The organism is Prescottella defluvii (assembly GCF_000738775.1).
GTDB lineage: Bacteria > Actinomycetota > Actinomycetes > Mycobacteriales > Mycobacteriaceae > Prescottella > Prescottella defluvii.
Window position 1 is genome coordinate 25,417 of record NZ_JPOC01000038.1, and the last position, 23,771, is coordinate 49,187.

Sequence of the window (23,771 nt, forward strand, 5' to 3'; positions counted from 1 at the left end):
CGTCGACCATCGTGTGATCATCATTGACACCCCGGCTGTGGAGGCGTCGTCGTGCTGACCCTGCTCGGAATCGTCGCCGGTATCGCCGTGGTGCTGGCGATCACCGCGCTGACCGGCTACTTCGTGGCCCAGGAGTTCGCCTACATGGCGGTGGACCGGTCCCGGCTCAAGGCCCGCGCCGAGTCCGGTGACGCCACCGCGGCCCGTGCGCTGGCTGTCACCCGCCGCACCTCGTTCATGCTCTCCGGCGCCCAGCTCGGCATCACCGTCACCGGCCTGCTCGTCGGTTACGTCGCCGAACCCCTCATCGGCCGCGGACTCGGCGAACTGATGGGCGGCATCGGCATCCCCACCGGCGTCGGCATCGCCGTCGGCGCGATCCTCGCGGTGCTGTTCTCCACCGTCGTGCAGATGGTCTTCGGTGAGCTGTTCCCGAAGAACCTCGCGATCGCCCGGCCCGAACCCGTCGCACGCCGGCTCGCGCTGTCCACGACCCTCTACCTGAAGCTGTTCGGCTGGCTGATCTGGCTGTTCGACCAGTCGTCGAACCTGTTGCTGCGGGCGCTCAAGATCGAGCCCGTCCACGACGTCGAGCATTCCGCGACGCCCCGCGACCTCGAGCACATCGTCGCCGAGAGCCGGGACGCCGGCGAGTTGCCGCGCGAGCTGTCGACGCTGCTCGACCGCATCCTCGACTTCCCCACCCGCACCGCCGAGCACGCCATGATCCCGCGGGCGCGCGTCGATCTGGTCCGCATGGACGAGCCGATCGGCAACGTCCTGGCCCGGATGGGCGCCGGACACACCCGCTACCCGGTCGTCGGCGACACCAGCGACGACCTGCAGGGCGTCGTCCACCTGCACGACCTGCTCGGCGCCGACCCCGTCGGCACCGCCGCCGACCATGCCCGGCCGGCGGTGATCGTGCCGACGACGCTGCCGCTGCCCGACGTCCTCGCCCAGATCACCTCCGCGAAGGACGAGATGGCGCTGGTGATCGACGAGTACGGCGGCTTCGCCGGTGTCGTCACGATCGAGGACATGGCGGAGGAACTGGTCGGCGAGATCGCCGACGAACACGACCCCGACCACGAGGACACCGAGGTGGTCGCCGTCGACGGCGGCTGGCTGATCCCCGGCGGCGTGCACATCGACGAGGTCGCCCGCGTCCTCGACGAACACCTGCCCGAGGACGACGACTACGAGACGTTCGCCGGCCTGGTCATCGCCGAGTTCGGTGGACTCCCGAAGGTGGGCGACACCGTCACCGTCCGGCTTCCCGCCGACCCGGCCGATCTCGTCTCCGACGAACCCCCGCCGACGACCGACCTCAACGTCGAGGTGCGGGCCGTCGACAAGCACGTGCCGTCGGCACTGTTCGTGACCGTCCACACCGACCGGAAGGGCACCGTCGATGAGTAACCCCTGGATCGTCCTTGCCGTCACCGTCGTGTTGATCGCCGCGAGCGCCTTCTTCGTGGCGGTCGAGTTCGCGCTCATCGCCGCCCGCCGACACCGCCTCGAGGACGCCGCACCGACGAGCCGTTCCGCGCGCGCCGCCCTGCGCAGCTCGTCCGAGCTGTCGGTGCTCCTGGCCGGCTCCCAGCTGGGCATCACCGTCTGCACGCTCGCGCTCGGCGCGGTCACGAAACCGGCTGTGCACCACTGGCTCACGCCCGCGTTCGCGGGCTGGGGGGCGCCGTCGTGGCTCGCCGACGTCGCCGGATTCGTGCTGGCACTGATCATCGTGACGTTCCTGCACCTCGTGGTCGGCGAGATGGCGCCGAAGTCGTGGGCGATCGCCCACCCGGAGAAGTCCGCCACGATGCTCGCGATCCCGATGCGTGGCTTCATGTGGCTCACCCGGCCGCTCATCGTCGTCCTCAACCGGGCCGCGAACTGGTGCCTGGTCAAGGTCGGCGTGCAGCCGGTGGACCAGGTCGCGTCGGGTCAGGATCCCGAGGCACTGCGGCACCTCGTCGAGCACTCGGCGACCGTCGGCACACTCGACGAGCGCTACCACGGTCACCTCACCAGCGCGCTGGAACTCGAGTCCCTGACCGTCGGTGACATCGTCCGACCGAACGACCGACCGAGCAGCGTCGACGCCGACGCCCCCGTGGACCGGATCCGTGAGACCGCCGACGCCAGCGGCCACCTGCGCCTGCTGGTGCACAACGGCCACGACGTAGAGGGTGTCCTGCACGTCCGCGACAGCCTCGGCGCACGGCCGGACGTCCGGGCCCGCGACCTCATGCGCGATGTGCTCACCCTCGGGTCGGCCACCCCCGTCTACGAGGCGCTCGCGACGATGCGCGGCACCCGCAGTCACATCGCGATCGTCCGCGACGACGACGGGCAGTTGATCGGGCTGATCACCCTCGCCGACGTCCTGGCGCGGCTGATGCCGAGCACGGGCGCGGCGGCCTGATCGGCGGACGCCCTCACCGCTCCATGCCCAGCCAGACGACCTCGAACGCCGCGATGCACCGCCGCAGCGTCTCGGGGTCGTCGAACTGGGCGCCGCGGGCCACGGCCTGGTAGTAGAAGATCCCGTTGATGGCGTCGATGGCCGCCTCGACGTCGAGATCGGAACGGAGTTCGCCGCGGTCGACGGCCGCATTCAGTGCGGCCGTCATCCCGCGGCGCCGCCGGCGGACGTGCGAGGACCAGTACGCCTGCTGCAGTTCGGGATTGTCCATCACGAGTGCGACACGCTTGCGGAATCGTCTGTTGCTGTAGTTCTTTCCGAGTGCCGCTTCGATGTCGCCGAACAGCAGTGCGGCGAACGTCCGTTTGACGTCCCCGGACGTGTCGATCCCAACCGTCGTGCGCCCGTGGTCGAGGGCGGCGGCGACCAGATCCGTCATGGTCGGCCAGCGCCGGTAGAGCGCCGCCCGCGACAGCCCACTGATCTCCAGCACCCGGTTGACGGTGACGGGTTCGTCGGCGTCGATGAGGAACAGTGCCGCTTCGAGGATCTTCTCGTCGTGGCCCTCGGTGCGAGGGCGACCGGGCCCCCGGGTACCGGTCGCCGTCGTCACCGTGCGATCGCCCGCTCGCGCAACCGGACGAGCAGTGCGTCGCCGAGTCCGGCGCGCCGCAACGGCTCGAGGGGATCGGTGTAGGTGTCGGCGAGGTAGCCGAGCAGGCCCCGCATGGGCTCGGGCGAGAACTCGGTGCGCAGCGCCGCGCGGGCCGCGTCGTCGAGGTCGATCCCGAGTGCCCCCAGCAGCGGTCCGATCACCTGGCGGGTGCGGTCCGAGATGCCCTGCGAGTTCGGTCCGGTGGCAACGTAATCCGCGACGATCGACTCGTGGTCGGCACCCAACGCGAGCAGCAGCGACGCCGCCAGCACGCCGGTCCGGTCCTGGCCGGCGGTGCAGTGGAAGGCGACGGTGCCGGGGCTGTGGGCGATGACCGACAGCGCCGTGACGATGCGCGGCGCGGCCGTCTCGAACATACGGATGTACATCGCCGCGAACGTCGACTGGTCGAGCACGTCGGAGGCGCCCGTCGCTTCCCGCGTCGTCTCCGCGACCGACGCGATGAACGGCACGTGATGGTAGGTGACGGGCAGGTCGGCGAGCGGGCCCCGCCCGGTGACCCGCAGCTCGTCCGGCGACCGCAGGTCGACGACGGCGGTGAGGCCACCGTCGACGAGTCGGGCGGCCGACGCCGAGTCGGTGAGCGACAGATCGTCGGCGCGGATCGCGAAACCCGCACGGACAACGCCGTCGCGGGCGGTGATGCCGCCGAGGTCGCGGAGGTTCGCGGGGGCCGACAAGGTGAGATCGGGGCGGATGTCGAGGGTGGTCACGTGATTCTCTTTCTGATGATGGCGCTCGCCTGATCGATGGCGGTGACGAGCACGACGATGCACAGGACCATGGCACTGAGGTGGCCGTAGTCGTAGCGGTTCATTGCGGTGGTGAGTTCGAGACCGATGCCGCCGGCGCCGACGAGGCCGAGGATCGTCGCGCCGCGCACGTTCCCCTCGAACAGCAGGAGCGTGTAGCTCGTCAGCATCGGTATCGCTTGCGGCAGAATGCCGTAGCGGATGATCTGACGTTTCGACGCGCCGACGGCCTCCATCGCGACGATCGGGCCGCGGTCGACGGATTCCATCGCCTCGGCGAAGATCTTGCCGATCGATCCGATCGATCCGATGGTCATCGCGAGGATGCCGGCGAACGGGCCGAGCCCGACGGCCGACACGAACATGAGCGCGATGACGAGATCGGGGACCGAGCGGATCACGTTCATGATCCAGCGGCACGGGAAGTACAGCCAGTTGGGTGCGATCGTGCGCGCGGCACCGAACGCGACGACCAGGGACAGTATCGCGCCGAGAGTCGTTCCGACGACAGCCATCTGGAGCGTCTCGACGAGCAGTTCCATGATCAGCGGCAGCTTGCCGAAGTCCGGCGGGAACAGCCTGCCGAGGAACTCGCCCATGTTGGAGGCGCCCTCACCGAGGCGCAGGAAGTCGAACTGGGCGCCGTCGGCCGACCACAGGAACAGCCCGACGGCCAGGGCCACCCCGATGCCGACGCGGGCGCGCGGGACGACGAACGCCTGCTGCATTCTGTCCCGTTCGCGCGGATCGAGCGACGCCTCGAGGGTGCGGGAGCCGCGCATCAGTTCTCCTCCGCGGCGACGCCGTCGTACACGGTCCACAGGTCCGCTTCGGACAGGTCGGCGGTGCGTCCTTCGACGACGACCCGCCCGCCGCGCAGCCCGACGATGCGGTCGGAGTGAGCGAGGGCGAGCGGCACGACGTGCAGACTCACCAGGACCGGAATGCCCTCCTCACGGGCGATCGACTGCAGCAGGTCGAGGACCACGCCGCTCATCGTCGGGTCGAGGGAGGCGACGGGTTCGTCGGCGAGGATCACCCGCGGGTTCTGCATGAGCGCGCGGGCGATCGCGACGCGCTGCTGTTGACCACCCGAGAGGGACCGCGCCTCGTCCTTCGCCTTGTGCGCGATACCGACGCGCTCGAGCAGATCGAGCGCACGCGCGCGGTCCGAACCACGAAACGTGCCGAGCAGGTTGAGCGGACCGGCGTCGTACAGCGCACCCGTGAGGACGTTGGTGAGGACCGGCAGACGTCCGATGAGGTTGAACTGCTGGAACACCTGCCCGACGTCGGCACGCAGATCGCGCAGTTGCCGGCGTCGCACCCCGGAGACGTCGACACCGCCGACGGTGACCTCGCCCGAGGTGATCGGGGCGAATCCGGTGAGCGCCTTCATCAGTGTCGACTTGCCCGACCCGGACGAGCCGAGCAGTGCGACCACCTCACCCGCGTGCAGTTCGAGATCGACCCCGTCCAGAACGAGTGGGGTGTCGGGCGCATAGCGCACCCTGAGATCGCGAACCGTGACACGAGCGGTGTCGACGGCCCGCGCTGGTGGCGCGAGCGTGCCCAGCGGAGTGCTCATGATCGTGTCCTTTGCTTGCCCGGCAGGGTCATTCGAGGTCGGAGATGTCGACGTTCGCGACGGCGGCGATGTCGACGTAGGGCTGGAAGACCGCCGCGTCCGGTTCGATGATCGGAGCGGATCCGTCACCGATGCCTTCGCCGTAGATCCCCAGCGCTTCCTTGTTCTGCGGGGAGAAGACCTTGGGCAGCGCCTCGATCAATGCCTGCCGCTTCGCGTCGCTCATGCCGGGGTTGCCGAGCACCGAGGTCGACACGGGCATCGAGATGCTCTCACCGATCGAGCGGGTCTCGCCCACCTCGAACGGGAACATCGGATTCCCTGTGCCCGCCATCGTCGGGAAGATCGTCGCGGTGCAGGCAACGTCGGCCTGCCCGTTCTTCAGGGCGAGGAAGCTGCGGTCGTGGCCTCCGGAGATGAGGACCTCGTAGTCGCTGTCCATCTCCAGACCTGCCTCGTGCAGCATGTGGATCGGCAGGAAGTAACCGGAGCTCGACGCCGGGTCGGCGAAGGCGACGGTGGTGTCGGGCGAGATGTCGTCGAGCGACCGCAACGGCGACGAGTCGAGGACGAGGCACGTGGAAACGGGGTCGCCGTTGCCGGGCCAGGCGACGAGCGAGTCGATCTCGCCGGTGTTCACCGCGAGCGCGGACGGGAAACCACTCATGATGCCGATGTCCTCGTGGCCGGCACGAATCGCTTCGATGACGGCCGAGTAGCTGGGGACATCGGTGACCTCGACGGTCAGACCGGTCTCCGCCTCGAGCAGCGCGGCGATCGTCTCCACCGGGGTGGCGGCGTTCGGGTCGTCGGAGAGCGGGAGCGTCGCGAAGCGGATCACGTCGTCGTTCCCGGACGCGGAACCTCCACTACCGGAGGAACACCCGGTGAGAACGAGGGCGGAGGCGGCGACGAGCGCACCGATGGCGATGGGGGCGCGAGTTCGCATAGGAGTACTGCCTTTCGGATGAGGCGGAAACCTGCGGGCGGTGCCGAAGCGGGCAGACACCATGAGACCGAGAGAAAGTGACGCGCAATTACGAGACCGGCGATACGAGAATGGAAGTCTTGATGAACGCGCAGTGACGCCGTCGAACCTCGAGAACGTCAGGCGTAGGGTCTGACAGTGGAGGACCGAAACGGGGCGAGAACATGGCCGATTTCGTGCAACACCGGCAGCACGGCTGGTCCGACAGGCACACCACCGCCTCCCGAGCGGCGCGGCTGTCTATGTTCATGGTGCTGTCGCTGATCCCGGGCGTCATCGCCGTCGGGCTCGGCCGGTCACCCTTCGCCGTCTTCTGGCTCGTCGTGTTCACCGCACTCGCCATCGGCGTCGCAGCGGCCCTGCTGCCGTCGAGCGACGACCGACAGCGGACGTCCTTCGGCTGACGGAGGCTCCGCGGGCGAACTCGGGTGGACAGGCCGACTCCGGGGAGAGCACTCGATTGGCACCGACGACGCCGGCCGTGACATCCGTCTCAGCACGCTCGGCCCGCGACCACCCCGCCTCTCGGGCACGGCTGAGGTGCCGAGAAAACGAGGAAGCCCCCACCTGCATCGCTGCCGGTGGGGGCTTCCTGTTGTGCGCCCGAAGGGATTCGAACCCCTAACCTTCTGATCCGTAGTCAGATGCTCTATCCGTTGAGCTACGGGCGCATGTCCAAACAGTATTAACTTGTTACTGGTCCAACGAGAAACCAGCGTGGCGGAGGCGAGAGGATTTGAACCTCCGGTCCCCTTTGAGGGGGACAACTCATTAGCAGTGAGTCCCATTCGGCCGCTCTGGCACGCCTCCTTGGGGGCCGGCTCTCTCGAACCGCCGAGCGAAACATTACACAGAGTTGCCCGACAAACACAAAACGGCTGGTCAGCGACGTCTGTGCCATGAAATCACCGTAGGTTCCCGTCGAACCAGTCGAAGATCCGGCGCTGCGCGTCGAGCATCGCGACGACGAGCGGATCCTCGTCCCCCGCATCTGCCTCGGTGACCGGCCGTTCGCCGGCTCGGTGCGCGAGGCCGCTGTAGCTGACGACGTTGGTGGGCGCGTCGGCCTGCGCGACGGCGTCGCGGAGCCGCTCGACGTGGTCGCGCGGGGTGAGAGGGTCGTCCTCGCCGTACAGGCCCAGCCACGGCGCCTCGAGCGACGGCCCGGCCTCGAGGAGGGTGGGGGTGTCGTCGTTGAGGGGTTCGACGATGCCGTGCGCGGAGACACTCACCGCGGCCCCGACCGGCCGGTTGGTGGCGACGATCATCGCGGCGGTGCCGGCGTCGTCGAATCCGAGCACCCCGACGCAGTCCGGGTAGATGCCGCGGCCCACGAGCCAGTCGAAGGTGGCGTCGAAGTCGTCGAAGAGGCTCTGCCCGAACACCTCGGTGTCGCTGTGTGCGGCTTCGCGATGGAACAGGTGCGGGGCCACCACCAGCCAGCCCTCCGCGGCGAGCGCGCGCATCAGGTCGATCAACGCGGTGGTGAACTCGCGGGACTCGTGGAGCACGACGATGCCGCCGCGCGCGTGGCGATCGGGTTCGACGGCGGTCAGCGGCACCCGCGAAGCCTCCGCGGTGGAGTCTCCATCGGCACGCAGGGGAGCGCTGTCCCGGAAGATTCCCGGCATGAATCAACTTTGGCACGACCACGTCGACAGTGCACGTGATCGCAGGGCGCATAATCGCATCGTGACCCCCGTGACCCGTGCTGATCTCGATTCCATCCCCACCTACGTGCCGGGCCGGAGTTTTCCCGGGGCGATCAAGCTGGCGAGCAACGAGACGACGCAGGGGCCGCTGCCCGGCGTCGCGCAGGCCATCGCCGACGCGGCCGCGACCGCGAACCGCTACCCCGACAACACCGCGGCAGCGCTGGTCGGCGCGCTGTCCGAGTCGCTCGGCGTGCCCCGGGAGCACATCGCGACCGGATGCGGCTCGGTGGCGCTGTGCCAGGAGTTGGTGCAGGCCACGTGCAACGAGGGCGACGAGGTCATCTACGCGTGGCGGTCGTTCGAGGCGTACCCGGTGGTGACGAAGGTGGCCGGCGCGGTCTCGGTGCCGGTGCCGCTCACCCCCGAACACGGCCACGACCTGGACGCGATGGCGGCCGCGGTCACCGACCGCACCCGACTGATCTTCGTGTGCAACCCCAACAACCCGACCGGCACCGCGCTGGGCCGCGAGGAACTCGAGCGGTTCCTCGACGCCGTCCCGGCGAACGTCGTGGTCGCCCTCGACGAGGCGTACTTCGAGTACAACCGGTCCGGCGTCGACGGCATCGACCTGGCCCGCACCCGCCGCAACGTGGTGGTGCTGCGCACGTTCTCCAAGGCGTACGGGCTGGCGGGCGTCCGCGTCGGCTACGCGGTCGCCGATCCGGCGATCATCGCCGCGCTCACGAAGGTGCACATCACGTTCAGCGTCAACGCCGTCGCGCAGGCCGCCGCGATCGCCTGCCTGACCGCGCAGGACGAACTGCTCCGCCGCACCGACGACATCGTCGCCGAACGCGATCGGATGCGCGGCGCGCTCCTCGCCGCCGGCTACGACGTCCCGGTGACGCAGGCGAACTTCGTGTGGATGCCGCTCGGTGAGCGCTCCGCCGCGTACGGCGAGGCCAGTGCGGAGGCCGGTGTGGTGATCCGCCCGTACGGCGTCGACGGCGTCCGGATCACGATCGGCGACCCCCACGAGAACGACGCGTTCCTCGCGTTCGCGACATCCGCGGCGGCACTGGAACTCGCCGGCGTCCCGGCCGGCTCCCCCACGAAGTAATCCAACCGTTATCGGTCGCTTGTTTCTCCGTCACCAAATCGTTGGCAGACTCTGGGCGGTGTGTCGACCAGGGAGCGATCTGTCCGGACGCCGGACCCGGGGTCGGGTGTCGGTTGTCGCCGCGGCGCTCGGCGCGTCACTGACCGTCGGCGCGCTCGCCGTCGACGCCCGGCCGGCGGACGGTGACGTCGTTCCGGTGCGACTGCTCGCGATCAACGACCTGCACGGCAGCCTGCAGCCACCCGAGGGCGCTCGCGCCCAGATCTCCCGGCCCGACGGTCCCGCGACCGACGCCGGGGGCGCCGCGTACCTCGCCGCGTACGTCCAGCAACTGCGCGGGCAGGCGCCCAACTCGCTGCTCTACTCGGTGGGCGACAGCTGGGGGTCCTCCCCGATCGAGTCGGCCCTGTTCCACGACGAACCGACCGTGGCCCTGTTGAACCGGATTGGCGTCGACGCTGCGTCGATCGGAACCCACGAGCTCGACGACGGGCTGGCGGAACTGCACCGCCTGCAGAACGGCGGCTGCCACCCCGTGGACGGCTGCCAGTTCGAGCCGACCTTCGGCGGCGCCCAGTTCCCGTTGCTCTCCGCGAACATGGCCCTCCCCGACGGCACCCCCGCGGCCCTGCCCTACGCCGTCGACTACGTCGACGGGATTCCGGTCGGGGTGATCGGCGTGATGCCCTCCGACGCGCCGTCCAAGATCTCCATCGACGCGGTCGCCGACCTGACGTTCGGCGACGAACTCGAGGCGATCGACCGCACCGCGGACACCCTCGACTTCCTCGGCGTGCGCGCCATCGTGGTCCTGCTGCACCGCGGCGACACCCAGTCCGGCCTCGGCGGCCCCAATTCGTGCGACCTCGCCGACGGTCCCGCCCGCGCGATCGCGACGCAAGCGTCCCCCAAGGTGGACGCGATCTTCACCGCCGACACCCACGCGCAGTTCAACTGCACGGTCGCCGATCCCGCCGGCAACCCGCGTCCGATGATGCAGGCCGCCTCGCACGGACGGATGGTGTCGGTGGTGGACCTGGCCATCGACCGCGATACCGGCGAGGTCGATCGGGACCGGACACAGGCGTTCAATCAGATAGTCACCCAAGACATCTCGCCGGACCCGTGGGCCGCCGAACTGGTCGAGCGGGCGAGCACGCAGTCCGCCGAGGTTGCCGAACGGTCGGTCGGCATCGCGACCGCCGACATCACCCGCGAACCCGACACGAGCGGTGAGAGTCCGTTGGGCAACCTGATCGCCGACGCCCAACTCGAGGCCGCCCGCGGGCGCGGGGCACAGATCGCCCTCACCAATCCGGGTGGCATCCGGGCCGACCTGCTACCCGACGCCGACGGCACCGTCACCTTCGGTGCCGCCTACCAGGTGCAGCCGTTCGCGAACTCGCTCGAAGTACGAACGGTCACCGGCATGCAGTTGAAAGATGTTCTCGAGCAACAGTTCCAACCGCAGTCCGACGGCTCGACACGGGAGCTGATCCTGGCACCCTCGTCCAGCCTGGCCTACCGGATCGACCGCGGAGCACCGATCGGTTCACGCATCGCCGACATCCGGGTCGACGGCATCGCCGTCGACCCGGACACCCCCTACCGGGTGGCGGTCAACAAGTTCCTCACCGACGGTGGCGATGGTTTCACGGTCCTGCAATCCGGCACCGAACCCGCCTCCGCCGGAACCGATCTCGACGCCCTCACCGCCTACCTGACGAACCACTCCCCCGTCGCACCGCCACACCCCGGACGCATCGCAGTCGCGTCGCCGAACTGAGTTCCGGCGCACTCGACGCTGGCCCGTCAACTTGGCCTCAAAGAACTGTCCCCCCCATCGGGGGACACGCTGCCCGAATGCGGGACACCTCGCTACCGGAGCACGTCGGCCCGCGCGTTGCGCCGGGTGTCCACGAGCGCGCCGTCGGTGGCGAGGGTGTAGTCGGCGCCGACGAAGACCTCCGTCGCGCGGGCCGACCCCTTCGTCACGTAGTCGAGGAATGCGACCTCGACGGCCGGGAACACCGAGTTGGCGGGACCGTCCATGGGCTTGCCGTGGCTGGCCCCGCGGACCGTGGTCAGCCAGGCGGGCGCCTGCACCTGTGGGTACTGGACGAGCGACGGCCAGCCCGCCGGGTGCACGATGAAATCCGAAGTGCCGGTGACGATCAGCGTCGGCACCGTCGACGGCGTCACCCCGATGCCGAGAGTCGCGGGACCGGGCTCGATCGCGAGGGCGCCGACGACACGGAAGTCGGGGTCGAACTGCGTACCGATCCCCTGCAGCCGACCGCCGGAGATCAGTGCGGAACCGCCGCCGGCGGAATGGCCCGCGACGACCGTGCGGGTCAGATCGATACGGCCGTGCAGCGGACTGGTCACATCGGAGTTCACCGCCGCGGCGGCCCGCGCACCCATCTCGTGGGTGAGGCCGAACCAGTTGACGAGCGAATAGTTGACCGCGACGACGTAACCGTGGCTCGCCAAATGCCGGACGGTGGAGTCGTAGATGCCGGGTTCGACCAGGATGCCGGGCGTCCACAGCACGAGGGGCAGTGCACCGAGTTCGGCGATGTCCTCGGGGTAGTAGAACTCCACCCCGACAGGGTTACGCAGACCGGCGTCGGGGAAGGTCCCGAAACACTGCAAATCGTCCTGCACGTCGAAGCCGAGACGGACCACGCGGACGTAGAGGTCGGTCAACCCCACACAGTCCTGCACGCTGCTGGTGGCGGTGACCGCGTGCGGACCGGGCACGCCGAACTGCTGCTGGATCGCCGACGCGGACGCCGGGACCACTCCCGTCGGCGTCAGGCCCAGCGAACCGGTGTCCGGTGAGGCCGACGCCCCGACTGCCGGGGCGAGAACGAGCGCGGTGGCCGTGAGACCGATACCGAGCATGCGGGCGGCGAGGTGACGCATGGATGCCTTCCTGCGGTGGAGCTTGATCACGACCATGCTGCCATGGGCGTCTCCCGGACCGAACGGGGCGGATCGTGGGCATGAAAAAGCCCCTCACCTGTCGAAACAGGTGAGGGGCTGTTGCGGAAGCAGCCAGAATTTCTCCTGGTCTGTAGGTTTTCCTCCAACAGACCGATCAGCGCCCACTCATGACTCCCCCACGGTGTGTCATGCGTGTGTCACATCGAGCCTCGTGACGTCAGCTCGGAATACTCCTCGGACGACGTCCGACTGCATGCGGTCTCCGTACGGGGTATTCAAATCCCTCTGCTCCCGCCAGGACCCTTCAGCTGTTCATCAAGCTGAGGGGCATTTCGGCCTAGGGAGTGTTCAGGTACGTTTCGATGGCTTGCTGGGCCTTCGGGTTGCCGTTGCCGATACCGACGATGCCTCCGATAACGGCGCCGGTCGGGCCGCCGATGATGCAGCCGGCGAGGCTGCCGGGGAACATCGATATGCAGCCGATGCCGAGGCCTATAGCGGAGCCCGTCGCGACCCCCTCGGCACCGCCTTGCTCCCAGCCGATGCCCAACTCGTTCAACATGTTGTCGAGCGCCTGCTGTTTGGTCAGTGGCGGCTGGGTGGTCGGCGGCGGGTCCGCGTGCGCAGTCCCGGCTCCGACGAGTACCGCTCCGGCGACCAGCGCCGATGCTGCCACCCTTTTGATCAGGTTCATCGCGATCACACCTCGCGGTCGAAGGACGAGTCCGGCCGACTGTATTCCCGCCGTCTCCCGGCCGTCCGGCTAACGGTCCGCACTGTTACCCAGCTGCTGCCATGACGATCTACCGGGCTCCGTTGCACTTCGGCACCAGCTCACCTGCCTTGCCAGGCATAGTCGATCACGTTGTCGACAGCCGTCACGGTGAGGTCTCCTGCTTCGAGGTCCTCGAGGGCTGTTCCTTCGAGGAGATCGACAGGGGTCAGCCACCAGGTCAAGGCACCGTAGGGGTCCCTGTCGACGAAGAGGCGCCGGTTCGCGTGTGGCGGACGAAGTCGTGAATCTTGTGCCGCTGGATGTCGAACTGGGAGGTCGGGTACGCACCCTACGGAAGCCGTCCGGCCGGCTGGCGAACCGCCGGCAACTTCCTCTTCTTGTCCGGTGTTCTGCTTGATGCCCTGCCTGGCATCTATCTGTGGCAGAGAAGAACCCCACGACCGGGTCCTTCTCGAAGCCCGCCGAGATACCTCACTCGGCCCGGTCCTGGCCCAGTGTCTACAACGTCATGACCCGCGACAGCTAGTTGCGCACGGCCCCATCAATTGCTCGATCGACTCCGTAGACACCGAGTTCGAGCAGGCGATCAAGGATATCGAGTAGTGATGCGCCCTCGGTCACGAGTCTGTGCCGCCGTGTAGGCCGCGAGCGTGGTCGGGTTGATCCGCTGCACCGCGAGCCAACGTTCGACCGCCTGAGCCACCGTGACGATCCCCGCCTCGTCGGCCGCAGCCTGAGTGGCTTCCTTTTTGAGCGTGTCCTGCAACTCGTCGAGGAACTTCGGAAGGTTGCCGGATCTTCCGACGTCAGGGGCGGTTATTTAGAACCGCCCCTGACCTTGGCGGAAGCGGAGGGATTTGAACCCCCGGTGGGTTCAACGCCACGCTCACCTTCAAGAAGCGCCGGGGATAAATTCACGATCCAGCGAGAGTTTGTCCGGTCAGGTAGTTACCTACGCGCGACCGATCCACACCTGACCATGACCCCATCGGGATGCGCCACGATCACCACATCTGGAACACGTCGACGATGTTGTCCCAGTACGAGAGATCGTTCACGGTGAACGCCATCGTCCCGCCGCGAGACACCGCCTCCTCGATCAACTCGTGGGTCGAAGCGAACACCAACGTCGGGTGCGTGTCGTAGATCGACCCCTCACCGAGATAGACCATCTTCTGGTCGTTGGGTACGACGGCATCGAAAATGTTGCCCGCACCGACATCTCGCAACACGCGAGTCTCGTTGCGGTCGAACGAGATCGCCTGGTACCGGTCCCCCGAGAAGAGCTCAACAGCCGAGGCTGTCCCCGCGCCGAGCGCCAGGACAGCGCACGCACCTGCTGCCGAAGCCGCGATCTTCAATGCCGTCTTCATGGTCCCCACCTAGGAATCCTCCTGTCCCCGCCGCCGCGAATCGGCGGCGTGCTGACATCACCACGCTGCCGAAACCGAAATCAATCAGATGATTCAGTTTGTGAGGTACGTCACGTTGAACGAAACGGCTCTGCGTAGGGGCGCGTGGTCGAGACCTGCCAAAGGCCTCGCCGTCGTCTTCTGTGGCGAGACGGCTGTTGAGCGCGGTTCAAGCGTGTCGGCGGCGAATAGTCATCCCAGGAACGAAACTGTGCAGATGTCGCCGCTCGGCAGCCCGACTTTCTCAACGACATTTCTCAACGCCACGCCCGCGATACCAGCGATCGCGTGTCATGCCTGTGCCACTTCGGGACGTTGCCGGATCTTCCGACGTCAGGGGCGGTTTCTCAAAACCGCCCCTGACCGTGGCGGAAGCGGAGGGATTTGAACCCCCGGTGGGTTTAACGCCACGCTCGCTTTCAAGGCGAGTGCATTCGGCCGCTCTGCCACGCTTCCGTGGCAGATCCTAACCGCATGCGCGGCGGGGGGTGAAACCGATCAGCCGCCGGCGCGGTCGCCGATGGCGCCGTCGACCTTCTCGAAGACGTCCGCGAGCATCCGCATCTCGGACCTGCCGAGCAGGTTGATCAGGTAGTTGCGCACCCCGTCGAGGTGTGTGGGGGCGGCCTCAGCGAGTCGGCGGCGGCCCTCGTCGGTGATGACTGCGAGCACCCCGCGCCCGTCCTCGACGCACTGGCTGCGCTCCACCATGCCCTCGGCCTCCATGCGGCGGATCTGATGTGTGAGGCGACTCCGCGACGACAGGACGCCGTCGGCGAGGTCACTCATCCGCAGTGATCCGTCCGGGGACTCCGACAGCATCACCAGGATCCGGTACTCGGCTAGGGACATGCCGTGTGCCGTCTCCAACTCGCGGTTGAGGACGTCCATCAATCGCTGACTGCCGTCAATGAATGCGCGCCACGCGCGCATCTCGTCGGCACCGAGCCACGCCACCCCGGCACCCGTGGTTACTCGAGCATCTGCTGTCACGAATGCATAGTAGTGCTACCTATCGCCCGACCGTGCGAAGCACACTCGAATCGATCTCCGCGATGCTGGACATACCGGCCAACCCCATTGTGACGTCCAAATCCGCCAACAGGATTCGTAGCGCGTGCCGGACGCCGTCGGCGCCCGCCAGGCCGAGGCCGTAGGCCCACGGCCGCCCGTAGAGCACCGCGTCGGCACCGAGCGCCAGTGCAATCAACACATCTGCGCCGCAGCGGATTCCGGAGTCCAGCAGGACGGTGGCCCGATCCCCCACCGCCGCGGCGACGGGGCCGAGCGCGTCCAGCGCGGCGATCGCGCCGTCCACCTGCCGGCCGCCGTGGTTGCTCACGATCACTCCGTCGGCACCCGCATCCACCACGGCCCGCGCATCGTCCTCGTGTACAACACCTTTGACCAAAACGGGGAGACCGGTCCACTCGTTTATCTTCGCGATGTCCGACGCCCGCAACGCGTGGTTGCCGAACAACGACACCCACGTGAGCACCGCGATCTGCATCGCCTCCACGCTCTCCTCCGGCGGCGCGGCCAACCGCGCGCGGAACACCGGATCGGACAGGTAGTTGGCGATGCCCTGCGCCCGCAGGAACGGCAAGTGACCCAGTTCCAGATCCCTTGGCCGCCAACCCATTCCCGGAGTGTCGACGGTGACGACGATCGCCTTGGCGCCGGCCTTGGCGGCCCGCTGCACCAACGACTGCGCCAGTTCGTCGTCGGCGGGCCAGTACAGCTGGTACCACCAGTTGTCCCCCGAGACCGCGCCCACGTCCTCGATGGTGGACGACGCCGCCGTCGACAGCACCGAACCGATCCCTAGTTCGGCGGTCACCTCGCCGACGATCGTCTCGCCCCGCTCACGAACCAGACCGAGCACTCCGATCGGTGCGGTCAGCACCGGTGCCGCGAGGCGCGTGCCGAGGATGTCGACGCTCAGGTCCCGCGCGTCGGGCGCCCCGGTCCCGCGCAGCATCCGCGGCACCAGGGCGCGGCGGGTGAACGCGTCCAGGTTCGCCGCGGCGGTGCGCTCGGTGGACGCGCTGCCCGCGATGTACGCGTACGCCTCCGCGCTCAGTTCCTCCCGCGCCCGGGCCTCGAGCCCGGCCGCGGTCATCGGCAACTCGGGGCGGGCGCCGCCGATGCCGGTCAGGTAGATCTCGTTCTGCATGTTGCCGAAGAAGGTCATCCGGTGACGCTAACCCGGTCGGACTAGCGTCAACGGCATGTACGCGATCACAATTTCCGAGCCCGGTGGACCCGAAGTGATGTCCTGGTCCGAGGTTCCCGATCCGACACCCGGCCCCGGCGAGGTCCTGCTCGACGTCGCGGCCACCGCCGTCAACCGCGCCGACCTGTTGCAGCGCCGCGGAATGTATCCGCCGCCGCCCGGCGCGAGCGACATCCTCGGCCTCGAATGCTCCGGCGTGATCTCCGAGGTCGGCGCCGACGTGCACGGCTGGAAAGTCGGCGACCGGGTGGCGGCGCTGCTCGCCGGCGGCGGCTACGCCGAGAAGGTCGTTGTCCCGGCCACCCAGTTGCTGCCGGTCCCCGACAGCCTCGATCTGCGGGCGGCGGCGGCGTTGCCGGAGGTCGCCTGCACGGTGTGGTCCAACCTGGTGATGGAGTGTGGCCTGCACGCCGGCCAGGTGCTGCTGGTGCACGGCGGCGGCGGGGGCATCGGCACCCACGCCATCCAGGTCGGCAAGGCACTCGGTGCGCGGGTCGCCGTCACCGCCGGCTCCGCCGACAAGCTCGCACGCTGCGCCGAGCTGGGCGCCGACATCCTGATCAACTACCGCGACGACGACTTCGTACAGGTGCTCCGCGCGGAGACCGGCGGTCGCGGCGCGGACCTGATCCTCGACAACATGGGCGCGTCGTACCTCGACCGGAACATCGACGCCCTCGCGCCCGACGGGCAGTTGGTGATCATCGGCATGCAGGGCGGCCGCAAGGGCGAACTGGACATCGGCAAGCTGCTCGGCAAGCGGGCCCGGGTGCTCGCGACCGGGCTACGGGGACGCCCCGAGACGGGACCGTCCAGCAAGGCGGCGGTCGTCGCGGCCGTCCGGGACAAGCTGTGGCCGCTGGTCGGCGAGGGCATCGTCGCGCCCGTCGTGCACGTGGAACTGCCGATCACCGAGGCACCCACGGCGCACGGGCTGCTCGACTCCCCCGACACCGTCGGCAAGGTGGTACTCAGCGTGCGGGCGGAATGAGAGCTAGCCCAACGCCCCGAGGTGCTTGACGAGCTGGTTGATCTCGTAGCGGGTGGTGTAGGGCGCCAGACCCACAGTGATGGCGCCGCCCTCGTCGTTGACACCCAGCGCGTCGAGCAGGCGGTTGCCGCACTGCAAGCCGCTGACGGTGGCGATCCGGTTGTCGGCGAGGTGCGCGGCCACCTTGTCGGCCGGCACCCCGGCGACGGTGAAGCTGAGCGTGGGCACCCGGATCGGGGACCGGCCGATGATCGTCACCTGCGGCAGCGCGTCCAGCGACCGGATGAGGTAGTCGAACAGCTGGTCGTGGTACTCCTGCAGCGAGCTGATGGACGTCTCGAGCCGCTGCCGGCGGGTGCCGGTCGCGGTCTCCTCGAGCCCGGCCATGAAGTCGATCGACGTGGTCAGCCCGGCCAGCAGCGCGAACTGGTGTCCGCCGACCTCCATGCGTTCGGCACCACGCGCGTACGGGTTGAGCGAGACGGCGGGGATGCGGTCGAGCAGCGTCGGGTCCCGGAACACCAGGGCACCGACCTGCGGGCCGCCCCACGACGGCGCGCTGACCGCGATGACGTCGGCGCCGAGGTCGTTGATGTCGAGGTGCGCGTAGGGCGCGGCCCCGACGGCGTCGACGACGAGCAGTCCGCCCACCTCGTGGATGCGGTCGGCGGCCACCCGGACGGCGGGCGCGGATCCGACGATCGGCGACGCCGCGGTGAGTGCCATCAGGCGCGTCGTCGGCTGCACCAGGTCGGCGAACTGCCAACTCGGCAGCTCACACGTCTCGATCTCCACCTCGGCCCACCGGACCTGCGCGCCGTATCGGCTCGCGATACGCAGCCACGGCGCGACGTTCGCCTCCTCGTCGAGGCGGGACAGCACCAGTCCCGTGCCGAGGCCCAACCGGGAACTGAGTGACTCCGCCAGCCAGGCCAGCAGCACCGCCCGATCGGCGCCGAGCACGACACCCGCGGGATCGCCTCCGACCAGGTCCGCAACGGCCTCACGGGCTGCCGCGACGATGGCGGCGCTGCGCCGCGACGAGACGTGCCGGCCGGACGCCGACGAGGCCGCCGCGCGGAACGCGGTCGACACGGTGCGGGAGACCGCGTCCGGGATCTGCATACCGGCCTGCGGGTCGAGATGGACCCATCCATCGCCCAGTGACGGGATCAGTCCCCGTACCCGGGCAACGTCGTAAGCCATGACGGACACTCTAAGTCCCGGTGTCAACACCGCGTGATTCAGATCCGACTTTTCGGAACGTGCTCTAGCACACGACACTTCCGACACTGCCGACGTGCCCTCGGCAAACCGGCACCGAAACGTACAAGATGGAGCCATGACGCAACCGGAGAACGAACGCGTGCTCGTGATCGGACCCGACGGCCATCCAGTTCCGGTGGCCGCGGCCACGAACCGCACCGACGGAGCCGCGGACGGCACGGCGGACCAGAGCGACCCGGACGCACTCACCGACATGGTGGAGCAGCCCGCGAAGGTCATGCGCATCGGCACGATGATCAAACAGTTGCTCGAGGAGGTGCGCGCCGCGCCGCTCGACGACGCCAGCCGCGCCCGGCTCAAGGAGATCCACAGGTCGTCGGTGCGCGAGCTCGAGCAGGGGCTGGCTCCCGAACTGCGGGAGGAACTCGAGCGGCTCACCCTGCCGTTCAACGACGACTCCGTGCCCACCGACGCCGAACTGCGGATCGCACAGGCTCAGCTCGTCGGTTGGCTCGAGGGCCTGTTCCACGGCATCCAGACCGCGCTGTTCGCGCAGCAGATGGCGGCACGCGCGCAACTCGAGCAGATGCGTCAGGGCGCACTCCCGCCCGGGATGAGCATGGGACCGCAGCACCGCATGCCGGGTTCCGACGACAGCTCGGGGGGCGGGACGGGGCAGTACCTGTAGCGCCCGCCGGCACCCTTCGAGTGCGCCGAAACCGGCAACTCCACCGCAAACGGTAGGCTCGGAACTCGTGTCAGCAGCAGCCTTGGATCACGAGCCGGCGTCCGACGCCGATACCGACGTCGTCGGGTCCGATTCGCAGACGTTCCGTCGCGCGTTCCAGGACCTTCGGGACGGGTTCGCGCAGCGTGAGCTGTGGCTCAACCTGGGCTGGCAGGACATCAAACAGCGGTACCGCCGGTCGGTGATCGGTCCGTTCTGGATCACGATCGCCACCGGCGTGCAGGCGACCGCGATGGGCATCCTGTACTCGGCGCTGCTGGGGATGCCGCTGCAGACGTTCCTGCCGTACGTCACCGTCGGCCTGATCGTGTGGAACCTGATCAGTGCGTCGATCCTCGAGGGCTCCGAGGTGTTCATCGCCAACGAGGGACTGATCAAACAGTTGCCGTCGGCGCTGAGCGTCCACATCTACCGGCTGGTGTGGCGCCAACTGCTGTTCTTCGCGCACAACCTGCTGATCTACGTGATCATGCTGTTCGCGTTCGGGGTCTGGAAGAACATGACGTGGACGGCGCTGGCCGCGATTCCGGCGCTGGGCCTGATCGTGCTCAACGCGCTGTGGGTGTCGATCGTGTTCGGCATCTTCGCCACCCGCTACCGCGACATCGCGCCGATCCTCGGCAGCATGACGCTGCTGCTGTTCGTGCTCACCCCGATCTTCTGGTCCACCGAGGTGCTCGAGGCCCAGGGCGGCGACGTTGCCAAGCGCGCGCGGATCGCCGAACTGAACCCGCTGTACCACTTCCTCGACATCGTCCGCGCCCCGATGATCGGCGCGGACCAGGACGCCTACCACTGGTACATCGTGCTGGCCTTCACCGTCGTCGGCTGGACCGCCGCGATCTTCGCGCTGCGCAAGTACCGGGCCCGCGTGGCCTACTGGGTCTAGGGGGAAACCGACATGACGAGCAATGTGAGCATCGAGACGCGCGGCGCGTGCGTCGACTTCCCCATCTTCGACGCCAAGTCGCGGTCGCTGAAGAAGGCGTTCCTCGGCAAGGCCGGCGGCTCCATCGGCCGCAACGACTCCGACGTCGTCGTGGTCGAGGCACTCAAGGACATCACGCTGTCCCTCCAGGAGGGCGACCGTGTCGGACTGGTCGGCCACAACGGCGCCGGCAAGTCGACACTGCTGCGACTGCTGTCGGGCATCTACGAGCCGACCCGCGGCAGCGCCCGCGTCCGCGGCCGCGTCGCGCCCGTGTTCGACCTGGGCGTCGGCATGGACCCGGAGATCTCCGGCTACGAGAACATCATCATCCGCGGCCTGTTCCTGGGGCAGACCCGCAAGCAGATGCTCGCGAAGATGGACGAGATCGCCGACTTCACCGAGCTCGGCGAGTACCTGAACATGCCGCTGCGGACCTACTCGACCGGCATGCGGGTGCGCATCGCGATGGGCGTCGTCACCAGCATCGACCCCGAGATCCTGCTGCTCGACGAGGGCATCGGTGCGGTCGACGCCGAGTTCATGAAGAAGGCCCGCATCCGGCTGCAGAAGCTGGTGGAGCGCTCCGGCATCCTCGTCTTCGCGAGCCACTCCAACGAGTTCCTGGCGCAGCTGTGCGACAGCGCGATGTGGATCGACCACGGCCAGGTGCGCATGCACGGCGAGATCGAGGACGTCGTCCGCGCCTACGAGGGTGACGACGCCGCCGACCACGTCCGCCACGTGATCGCCGACATGAAGCGGGAACGGGACAACGAAGAGAAGGCCTCGTGACCGAGAAGATCGTCGGCGTCGTCGTCACCCACAAGCGACGCGAATTGCTCGCGCAGTCGCTGAAGGTGCTGGCCGCGCAGAGCCGTCCGCTCGACCACCTCGTCGTCGTCGACAACGCCGACGAGGCCGACGTCCGTGCGCTCGTCGAGAGCGCCGACGTCCCCACCACCTATCTGGGGTCCAAGCACAACCTCGGCGGTGCGGGCGGTTTCGCGCTCGGCATGCTGTACGCGCTGTCGCTGGGTGCGGACTGGGTGTGGCTGGCCGACGACGACGGTCGCCCCGAGGGCCCGGACGTCCTGGCGACGCTGCTGGCGTGCGCGCAGCGGCACGGCTTGGCCGAGGTCTCCCCCGTCGTGTGCGACATCGCGCAGCCGGACCGGCTCGCGTTCCCGCTGCGCCGCGGCGTGGAGTGGAAGCGCTGGCGGTCCGAACTGGGCGACGACGACCTGCTGCCCGGCATCGCCTCACTGTTCAACGGCGCCCTGTTCTCGGCGTCCGCGATCGACGCCGTCGGCGTCCCGGATCTGCGACTGTTCGTCCGCGGCGACGAGGTGGAGGTGCACCGTCGCCTGGTCCGCTCGGGATTGCCGTTCGGCACGTGCCTGCAGACCGCGTACGTGCATCCCGACGGCGCCGACGAGTTCAAGCCGATCCTCGGTGGCCGGATGCACACGCAGTACCCGGACAACGAGACCAAGCGTTTCTTCACGTACCGCAATCGCGGTTACCTCATGTCGCAGCCGGGCATGCGCAAGCTGCTGCCGCAGGAGTACGCGCGCTTCGGCTGGTACTTCCTGGTTTCGCGCCGCGACCCCAAGGGCTTCCGCGAGTGGATGCGACTGCGCGGACTCGGACGCCGGGAGCGGTTCGCCCGGCCCTGATCAGGGTTCGCTTCGGTCGTATCCCCAGCTGCGGCACACCTGATCGGCAACTTCCCGCGTCGGACGCTCGGGTGCCGTGCTCGGGTCGATCGGCACCATGTCGACGATCGTGGTGGACGTGTATCGGCCGTCCGGCAGGTAGCAGGCCACCATGCTGTTGGTAGCTTCCGCCTGGGCTTGGATTTCGTCGACCTCAACACCGCACGGCCGCGGCACCTTCGGCGCGCGCGCCGCCTCGGCCTCGGCGGCCCTGATCTGCTCCCACGCCTCCGGCGGTAGCGGCTTCTCCAGCAGGTTCTTCGGGATTCCCGTGGTCGGGTCCAGGGGTGCGACAGCCGGCCGCGGCTCCTTAACCCGGTCGTAGACCGGCGGCCACAGTTCGGCGCCGGGGACCTCGAGCCCCGCGGCCACCCGCTCCTCGGTCTCCCGGTCCAGCCGCTCGACGGCGTCACACGGCAGCGCCGACGTGCTCTCGCGCGCATCGGCGACGAGGTGCACGGCGTCGGGCACAGCGGGCGCGGCGCCGTCACCGCCCCCACTCACGATTCCCGCGAGTCCGACCGCTGCGACGGCGATACACGCAGCTCCCACGGCGACTTTGCGTCCGCGCCCGGTAATTCCCCCCAAATCGGCCATAGTCGATGAGACCACGAATTCCCGCAGCAGCACGGGCATTCGCGGAGCGGGAGTCGATTCCGCCGCCGTCTCCCGGCGCAGCCCTGCATCACGAGGACATCCCTGGCAGCATGGGGACGAACTCGACGCTCACGTGGGAGGGGTCCGCGCATGCTCGATCGGTTCAAGAAGTCGTCCCGGCTCAAACTGCAGCGGGCGGTTGCGGAGGTGCTCCGCGATTCGGACCGCCAGACGCGGATCGGGCAGGAGAACCGGCACGACCAAGTACTCGCGGAGCTCGCCGCGAACAACGGTGAGATGAAACGCGTGCTGCACGAACTCGCGGAGGCGCGCGGGCAGGTGGCGTCGGTCAGCGAACGCCTCGATCAGCTCGAACAGCGCGCTCGACGCGACATCTCGTATGCGCTCGACATCCGTGCCACCGCCGAGAGTGCCCAGTTCGTGCTCGACCACATGCCGAAGGCGCCCGTCTTCCGGCATCCCCACGACACGCTGCGGTACGGGCTCGAGATGGTCAAGGTCGACGGACTGGCACTCGAGTTCGGTGTCGCGAGCGGCACGACGCTGCGGATCATCAGCGACGCGCTGCGCCCCACCGGACACGAGGTGTGGGGTTTCGACGTGTGGACGGGACTGCCCGAGGCGTGGCGCAGCGGATTCCCGGCCGGCGAGTTCGCGCAGGCGGACGTGCCGTCGGTGCCCGGCGCGCAACTCGTGTCGGGACTGTTCGAGGACACGCTGCCCGGCTTCCTCGACGATCGTCCCGGCCCGGTCGCGTTCGCGCACCTGGACGCCGACCTGTACTCGTCGACCCGCACGGTGCTCGACCTGCTGGCCGACCGACTGGTGCCGGGCACGGTGCTGGTGTTCGACGAGTACTTCAACTACCCCGGCTGGCAGAACCACGAGCACCGCGCGTGGACCGAGTTCGTCACCCGCACGGGACTCGAGTTCGACTACCTCGCGTACACCGGCGACCACGAGCAGGTCGTGGTCCGCCTACGCGAATAAGCCTG

The 23,771-nt window shown here is 68.5% G+C and carries 24 protein-coding genes and 3 tRNA genes; 11 read left to right on the forward strand and 16 right to left on the reverse strand.

Translation table 11 applies throughout. From position 1 onward, the window contains the following. Nucleotides 1-51 precede the first annotated feature (51 nt). On the forward strand, nucleotides 52-1,422 hold the full coding sequence (locus IJ15_RS0114795; RefSeq protein ID WP_031939123.1) for a hemolysin family protein: 1,371 nt from the start codon (nucleotides 52-54) through the stop codon (nucleotides 1,420-1,422). After that, nucleotides 1,415-2,431 carry a hemolysin family protein gene (locus tag IJ15_RS0114800; protein WP_031939124.1) on the forward strand — a complete coding sequence of 339 codons (1,017 nt, stop codon included), beginning with the start codon at nucleotides 1,415-1,417 and terminating at the stop codon, nucleotides 2,429-2,431. Before IJ15_RS0114795 ends, IJ15_RS0114800 begins: the two co-directional genes overlap by 8 nt. A gap of 13 nt (nucleotides 2,432-2,444) precedes the next feature. On the opposite strand, the gene IJ15_RS0114805 is transcribed toward IJ15_RS0114800, so the two are convergent. The 5 genes from IJ15_RS0114805 to phnD are packed head-to-tail and all read right to left on the reverse strand — an operon-like array spanning nucleotide 2,445 to nucleotide 6,396. Continuing rightward, a complete protein-coding gene (locus IJ15_RS0114805) occupies nucleotides 2,445-3,044 on the reverse strand; it encodes a TetR/AcrR family transcriptional regulator (protein WP_031939125.1) in 600 nt (199 codons plus the stop codon). Continuing rightward, the gene (locus tag IJ15_RS0114810) at nucleotides 3,041-3,820 is read right to left on the reverse strand and encodes a tyrosine-protein phosphatase (RefSeq protein WP_031939126.1); all 780 of its coding nucleotides are present in this window, start codon (nucleotides 3,818-3,820) and stop codon (nucleotides 3,041-3,043) included. Before IJ15_RS0114810 ends, IJ15_RS0114805 begins: the two co-directional genes overlap by 4 nt. Continuing rightward, nucleotides 3,817-4,641, reverse strand: a complete 825-nt coding sequence (gene phnE / locus IJ15_RS0114815; RefSeq protein WP_031939127.1) for a phosphonate ABC transporter, permease protein PhnE — start codon at nucleotides 4,639-4,641, stop codon at nucleotides 3,817-3,819. Before phnE ends, IJ15_RS0114810 begins: the two co-directional genes overlap by 4 nt. After that, the gene (locus IJ15_RS0114820; RefSeq protein ID WP_031939128.1) at nucleotides 4,641-5,447 is read right to left on the reverse strand and encodes a phosphonate ABC transporter ATP-binding protein; all 807 of its coding nucleotides are present in this window, start codon (nucleotides 5,445-5,447) and stop codon (nucleotides 4,641-4,643) included. The genes phnE and IJ15_RS0114820 overlap by 1 nt, the downstream gene beginning before the upstream one ends. Nucleotides 5,448-5,475: 28 nt before the next feature. After that, complete coding sequence (gene phnD / locus IJ15_RS0114825) at nucleotides 5,476-6,396, reverse strand: phosphate/phosphite/phosphonate ABC transporter substrate-binding protein (RefSeq protein WP_031939129.1); 921 nt, start codon at nucleotides 6,394-6,396, stop codon at nucleotides 5,476-5,478. A gap of 203 nt (nucleotides 6,397-6,599) precedes the next feature. Between phnD and IJ15_RS0114830 the strand changes: the two genes are divergently transcribed. Then, nucleotides 6,600-6,839 (forward strand): hypothetical protein, encoded by a 240-nt coding sequence (locus tag IJ15_RS0114830; protein WP_031939130.1) that lies wholly within the window; start codon nucleotides 6,600-6,602, stop codon nucleotides 6,837-6,839. A 194-nt stretch (nucleotides 6,840-7,033) separates the two neighbouring features. Here IJ15_RS0114830 and IJ15_RS0114835 read toward each other — a convergent pair. The 3 genes from IJ15_RS0114835 to IJ15_RS0114845 form a co-directional block, all read right to left on the reverse strand. After that, nucleotides 7,034-7,106: transfer RNA gene (locus IJ15_RS0114835), tRNA-Arg, on the reverse strand. Between the two features lie 47 nt (nucleotides 7,107-7,153). Further along, nucleotides 7,154-7,245: transfer RNA gene (locus tag IJ15_RS0114840), tRNA-Ser, on the reverse strand. Nucleotides 7,246-7,340: 95 nt separating this feature from the next. Continuing rightward, nucleotides 7,341-8,066, reverse strand: a complete 726-nt coding sequence (locus IJ15_RS0114845; protein ID WP_031939131.1) for a dienelactone hydrolase family protein — start codon at nucleotides 8,064-8,066, stop codon at nucleotides 7,341-7,343. A gap of 61 nt (nucleotides 8,067-8,127) precedes the next feature. Here IJ15_RS0114845 and hisC point away from each other — a divergent pair, with 61 nt between their 5' ends. Both hisC and IJ15_RS0114855 read left to right on the forward strand, forming a co-directional pair. Then, a complete protein-coding gene (hisC, locus tag IJ15_RS0114850; RefSeq protein ID WP_031939132.1) occupies nucleotides 8,128-9,213 on the forward strand; it encodes a histidinol-phosphate transaminase in 1,086 nt (361 codons plus the stop codon). A gap of 79 nt (nucleotides 9,214-9,292) precedes the next feature. Then, the gene (locus tag IJ15_RS0114855) at nucleotides 9,293-10,999 is read left to right on the forward strand and encodes a bifunctional metallophosphatase/5'-nucleotidase (RefSeq protein ID WP_031939133.1); all 1,707 of its coding nucleotides are present in this window, start codon (nucleotides 9,293-9,295) and stop codon (nucleotides 10,997-10,999) included. A gap of 92 nt (nucleotides 11,000-11,091) precedes the next feature. Here IJ15_RS0114855 and IJ15_RS0114860 read toward each other — a convergent pair whose 3' ends face one another. From IJ15_RS0114860 to IJ15_RS0114890, 6 genes are all read right to left on the reverse strand, one after another. Then, nucleotides 11,092-12,141, reverse strand: coding sequence for a poly(ethylene terephthalate) hydrolase family protein (locus tag IJ15_RS0114860; RefSeq protein ID WP_197059836.1), 1,050 nt, complete (start codon nucleotides 12,139-12,141; stop codon nucleotides 11,092-11,094). 358 nt (nucleotides 12,142-12,499) lie between these two features. Beyond that, a complete protein-coding gene (locus IJ15_RS0114865; RefSeq protein WP_031939135.1) occupies nucleotides 12,500-12,856 on the reverse strand; it encodes a membrane protein in 357 nt (118 codons plus the stop codon). 1,046 nt (nucleotides 12,857-13,902) lie between these two features. Next, complete coding sequence (locus tag IJ15_RS0114875) at nucleotides 13,903-14,271, reverse strand: hypothetical protein (RefSeq protein ID WP_156112110.1); 369 nt, start codon at nucleotides 14,269-14,271, stop codon at nucleotides 13,903-13,905. 405 nt (nucleotides 14,272-14,676) lie between these two features. Then, nucleotides 14,677-14,766: transfer RNA gene (locus IJ15_RS0114880), tRNA-Ser, on the reverse strand. 42 nt (nucleotides 14,767-14,808) lie between these two features. Further along, nucleotides 14,809-15,243 (reverse strand): MarR family winged helix-turn-helix transcriptional regulator, encoded by a 435-nt coding sequence (locus IJ15_RS0114885; protein ID WP_051918946.1) that lies wholly within the window; start codon nucleotides 15,241-15,243, stop codon nucleotides 14,809-14,811. Between the two features lie 79 nt (nucleotides 15,244-15,322). Continuing rightward, complete coding sequence (locus IJ15_RS0114890) at nucleotides 15,323-16,504, reverse strand: alpha-hydroxy-acid oxidizing protein (RefSeq protein WP_031939139.1); 1,182 nt, start codon at nucleotides 16,502-16,504, stop codon at nucleotides 15,323-15,325. A gap of 37 nt (nucleotides 16,505-16,541) precedes the next feature. On the opposite strand from IJ15_RS0114890, the gene IJ15_RS0114895 reads away from it, so the two are divergent. After that, nucleotides 16,542-17,537 (forward strand): NAD(P)H-quinone oxidoreductase, encoded by a 996-nt coding sequence (locus IJ15_RS0114895; RefSeq protein WP_031939140.1) that lies wholly within the window; start codon nucleotides 16,542-16,544, stop codon nucleotides 17,535-17,537. Nucleotides 17,538-17,540: 3 nt separating this feature from the next. On the opposite strand, the gene IJ15_RS0114900 is transcribed toward IJ15_RS0114895, so the two are convergent. Continuing rightward, nucleotides 17,541-18,743, reverse strand: a complete 1,203-nt coding sequence (locus tag IJ15_RS0114900) for a cysteine desulfurase-like protein (RefSeq protein WP_031939141.1) — start codon at nucleotides 18,741-18,743, stop codon at nucleotides 17,541-17,543. A 136-nt stretch (nucleotides 18,744-18,879) separates the two neighbouring features. Between IJ15_RS0114900 and IJ15_RS0114905 the strand changes: the two genes are divergently transcribed. The 4 genes from IJ15_RS0114905 to glfT1 all read left to right on the forward strand — a co-directional run bounded on the left by IJ15_RS0114905 (nucleotide 18,880) and on the right by glfT1 (nucleotide 22,119). Beyond that, on the forward strand, nucleotides 18,880-19,452 hold the full coding sequence (locus tag IJ15_RS0114905) for a bacterial proteasome activator family protein (protein WP_031939142.1): 573 nt from the start codon (nucleotides 18,880-18,882) through the stop codon (nucleotides 19,450-19,452). A 67-nt stretch (nucleotides 19,453-19,519) separates the two neighbouring features. Then, nucleotides 19,520-20,401 carry a galactan export ABC transporter permease subunit Wzm/RfbD gene (gene wzm / locus IJ15_RS0114910; protein WP_031939143.1) on the forward strand — a complete coding sequence of 294 codons (882 nt, stop codon included), beginning with the start codon at nucleotides 19,520-19,522 and terminating at the stop codon, nucleotides 20,399-20,401. Nucleotides 20,402-20,413: 12 nt separating this feature from the next. Further along, nucleotides 20,414-21,235: a galactan export ABC transporter ATP-binding subunit Wzt/RfbE gene (gene wzt, locus IJ15_RS0114915; RefSeq protein ID WP_031939144.1), complete on the forward strand. Its 822-nt coding sequence runs from the start codon at nucleotides 20,414-20,416 to the stop codon at nucleotides 21,233-21,235. Next, a complete protein-coding gene (gene glfT1 / locus IJ15_RS0114920; RefSeq protein ID WP_031939145.1) occupies nucleotides 21,232-22,119 on the forward strand; it encodes a galactofuranosyltransferase GlfT1 in 888 nt (295 codons plus the stop codon). Before wzt ends, glfT1 begins: the two co-directional genes overlap by 4 nt. Here glfT1 and IJ15_RS0114925 read toward each other — a convergent pair whose 3' ends face one another. Then, nucleotides 22,120-22,710: a hypothetical protein gene (locus IJ15_RS0114925; protein ID WP_156112111.1), complete on the reverse strand. Its 591-nt coding sequence runs from the start codon at nucleotides 22,708-22,710 to the stop codon at nucleotides 22,120-22,122. A gap of 195 nt (nucleotides 22,711-22,905) precedes the next feature. On the opposite strand from IJ15_RS0114925, the gene IJ15_RS0114930 reads away from it, so the two are divergent. Continuing rightward, the gene (locus tag IJ15_RS0114930; RefSeq protein WP_031939147.1) at nucleotides 22,906-23,766 is read left to right on the forward strand and encodes a class I SAM-dependent methyltransferase; all 861 of its coding nucleotides are present in this window, start codon (nucleotides 22,906-22,908) and stop codon (nucleotides 23,764-23,766) included. Nucleotides 23,767-23,771 lie beyond the last annotated feature (5 nt).

Coding starts and splice junctions, on each gene's coding strand:
- IJ15_RS0114800 (WP_031939124.1), top strand. CDS start 1,415: ATGAGTAACCCCTGGATCGTCCTTGCCGTCACCGTCGTGTTGATCGCC.
- phnE (WP_031939127.1), bottom strand. CDS start 4,641: ATGCGCGGCTCCCGCACCCTCGAGGCGTCGCTCGATCCGCGCGAACGG.
- IJ15_RS0114820 (WP_031939128.1), bottom strand. CDS start 5,447: ATGAGCACTCCGCTGGGCACGCTCGCGCCACCAGCGCGGGCCGTCGAC.
- phnD (WP_031939129.1), bottom strand. CDS start 6,396: ATGCGAACTCGCGCCCCCATCGCCATCGGTGCGCTCGTCGCCGCCTCC.
- IJ15_RS0114830 (WP_031939130.1), top strand. CDS start 6,600: ATGGCCGATTTCGTGCAACACCGGCAGCACGGCTGGTCCGACAGGCAC.
- IJ15_RS0114845 (WP_031939131.1), bottom strand. CDS start 8,066: ATGCCGGGAATCTTCCGGGACAGCGCTCCCCTGCGTGCCGATGGAGAC.
- IJ15_RS0114860 (WP_197059836.1), bottom strand. CDS start 12,141: ATGCGTCACCTCGCCGCCCGCATGCTCGGTATCGGTCTCACGGCCACC.
- IJ15_RS0114865 (WP_031939135.1), bottom strand. CDS start 12,856: ATGAACCTGATCAAAAGGGTGGCAGCATCGGCGCTGGTCGCCGGAGCG.
- IJ15_RS0114875 (WP_156112110.1), bottom strand. CDS start 14,271: ATGAAGACGGCATTGAAGATCGCGGCTTCGGCAGCAGGTGCGTGCGCT.
- IJ15_RS0114885 (WP_051918946.1), bottom strand. CDS start 15,243: ATGCGCGCGTGGCGCGCATTCATTGACGGCAGTCAGCGATTGATGGAC.
- IJ15_RS0114890 (WP_031939139.1), bottom strand. CDS start 16,504: ATGACCTTCTTCGGCAACATGCAGAACGAGATCTACCTGACCGGCATC.
- IJ15_RS0114895 (WP_031939140.1), top strand. CDS start 16,542: ATGTACGCGATCACAATTTCCGAGCCCGGTGGACCCGAAGTGATGTCC.
- IJ15_RS0114900 (WP_031939141.1), bottom strand. CDS start 18,743: ATGGCTTACGACGTTGCCCGGGTACGGGGACTGATCCCGTCACTGGGC.
- IJ15_RS0114905 (WP_031939142.1), top strand. CDS start 18,880: ATGACGCAACCGGAGAACGAACGCGTGCTCGTGATCGGACCCGACGGC.
- wzt (WP_031939144.1), top strand. CDS start 20,414: ATGACGAGCAATGTGAGCATCGAGACGCGCGGCGCGTGCGTCGACTTC.
- IJ15_RS0114930 (WP_031939147.1), top strand. CDS start 22,906: ATGCTCGATCGGTTCAAGAAGTCGTCCCGGCTCAAACTGCAGCGGGCG.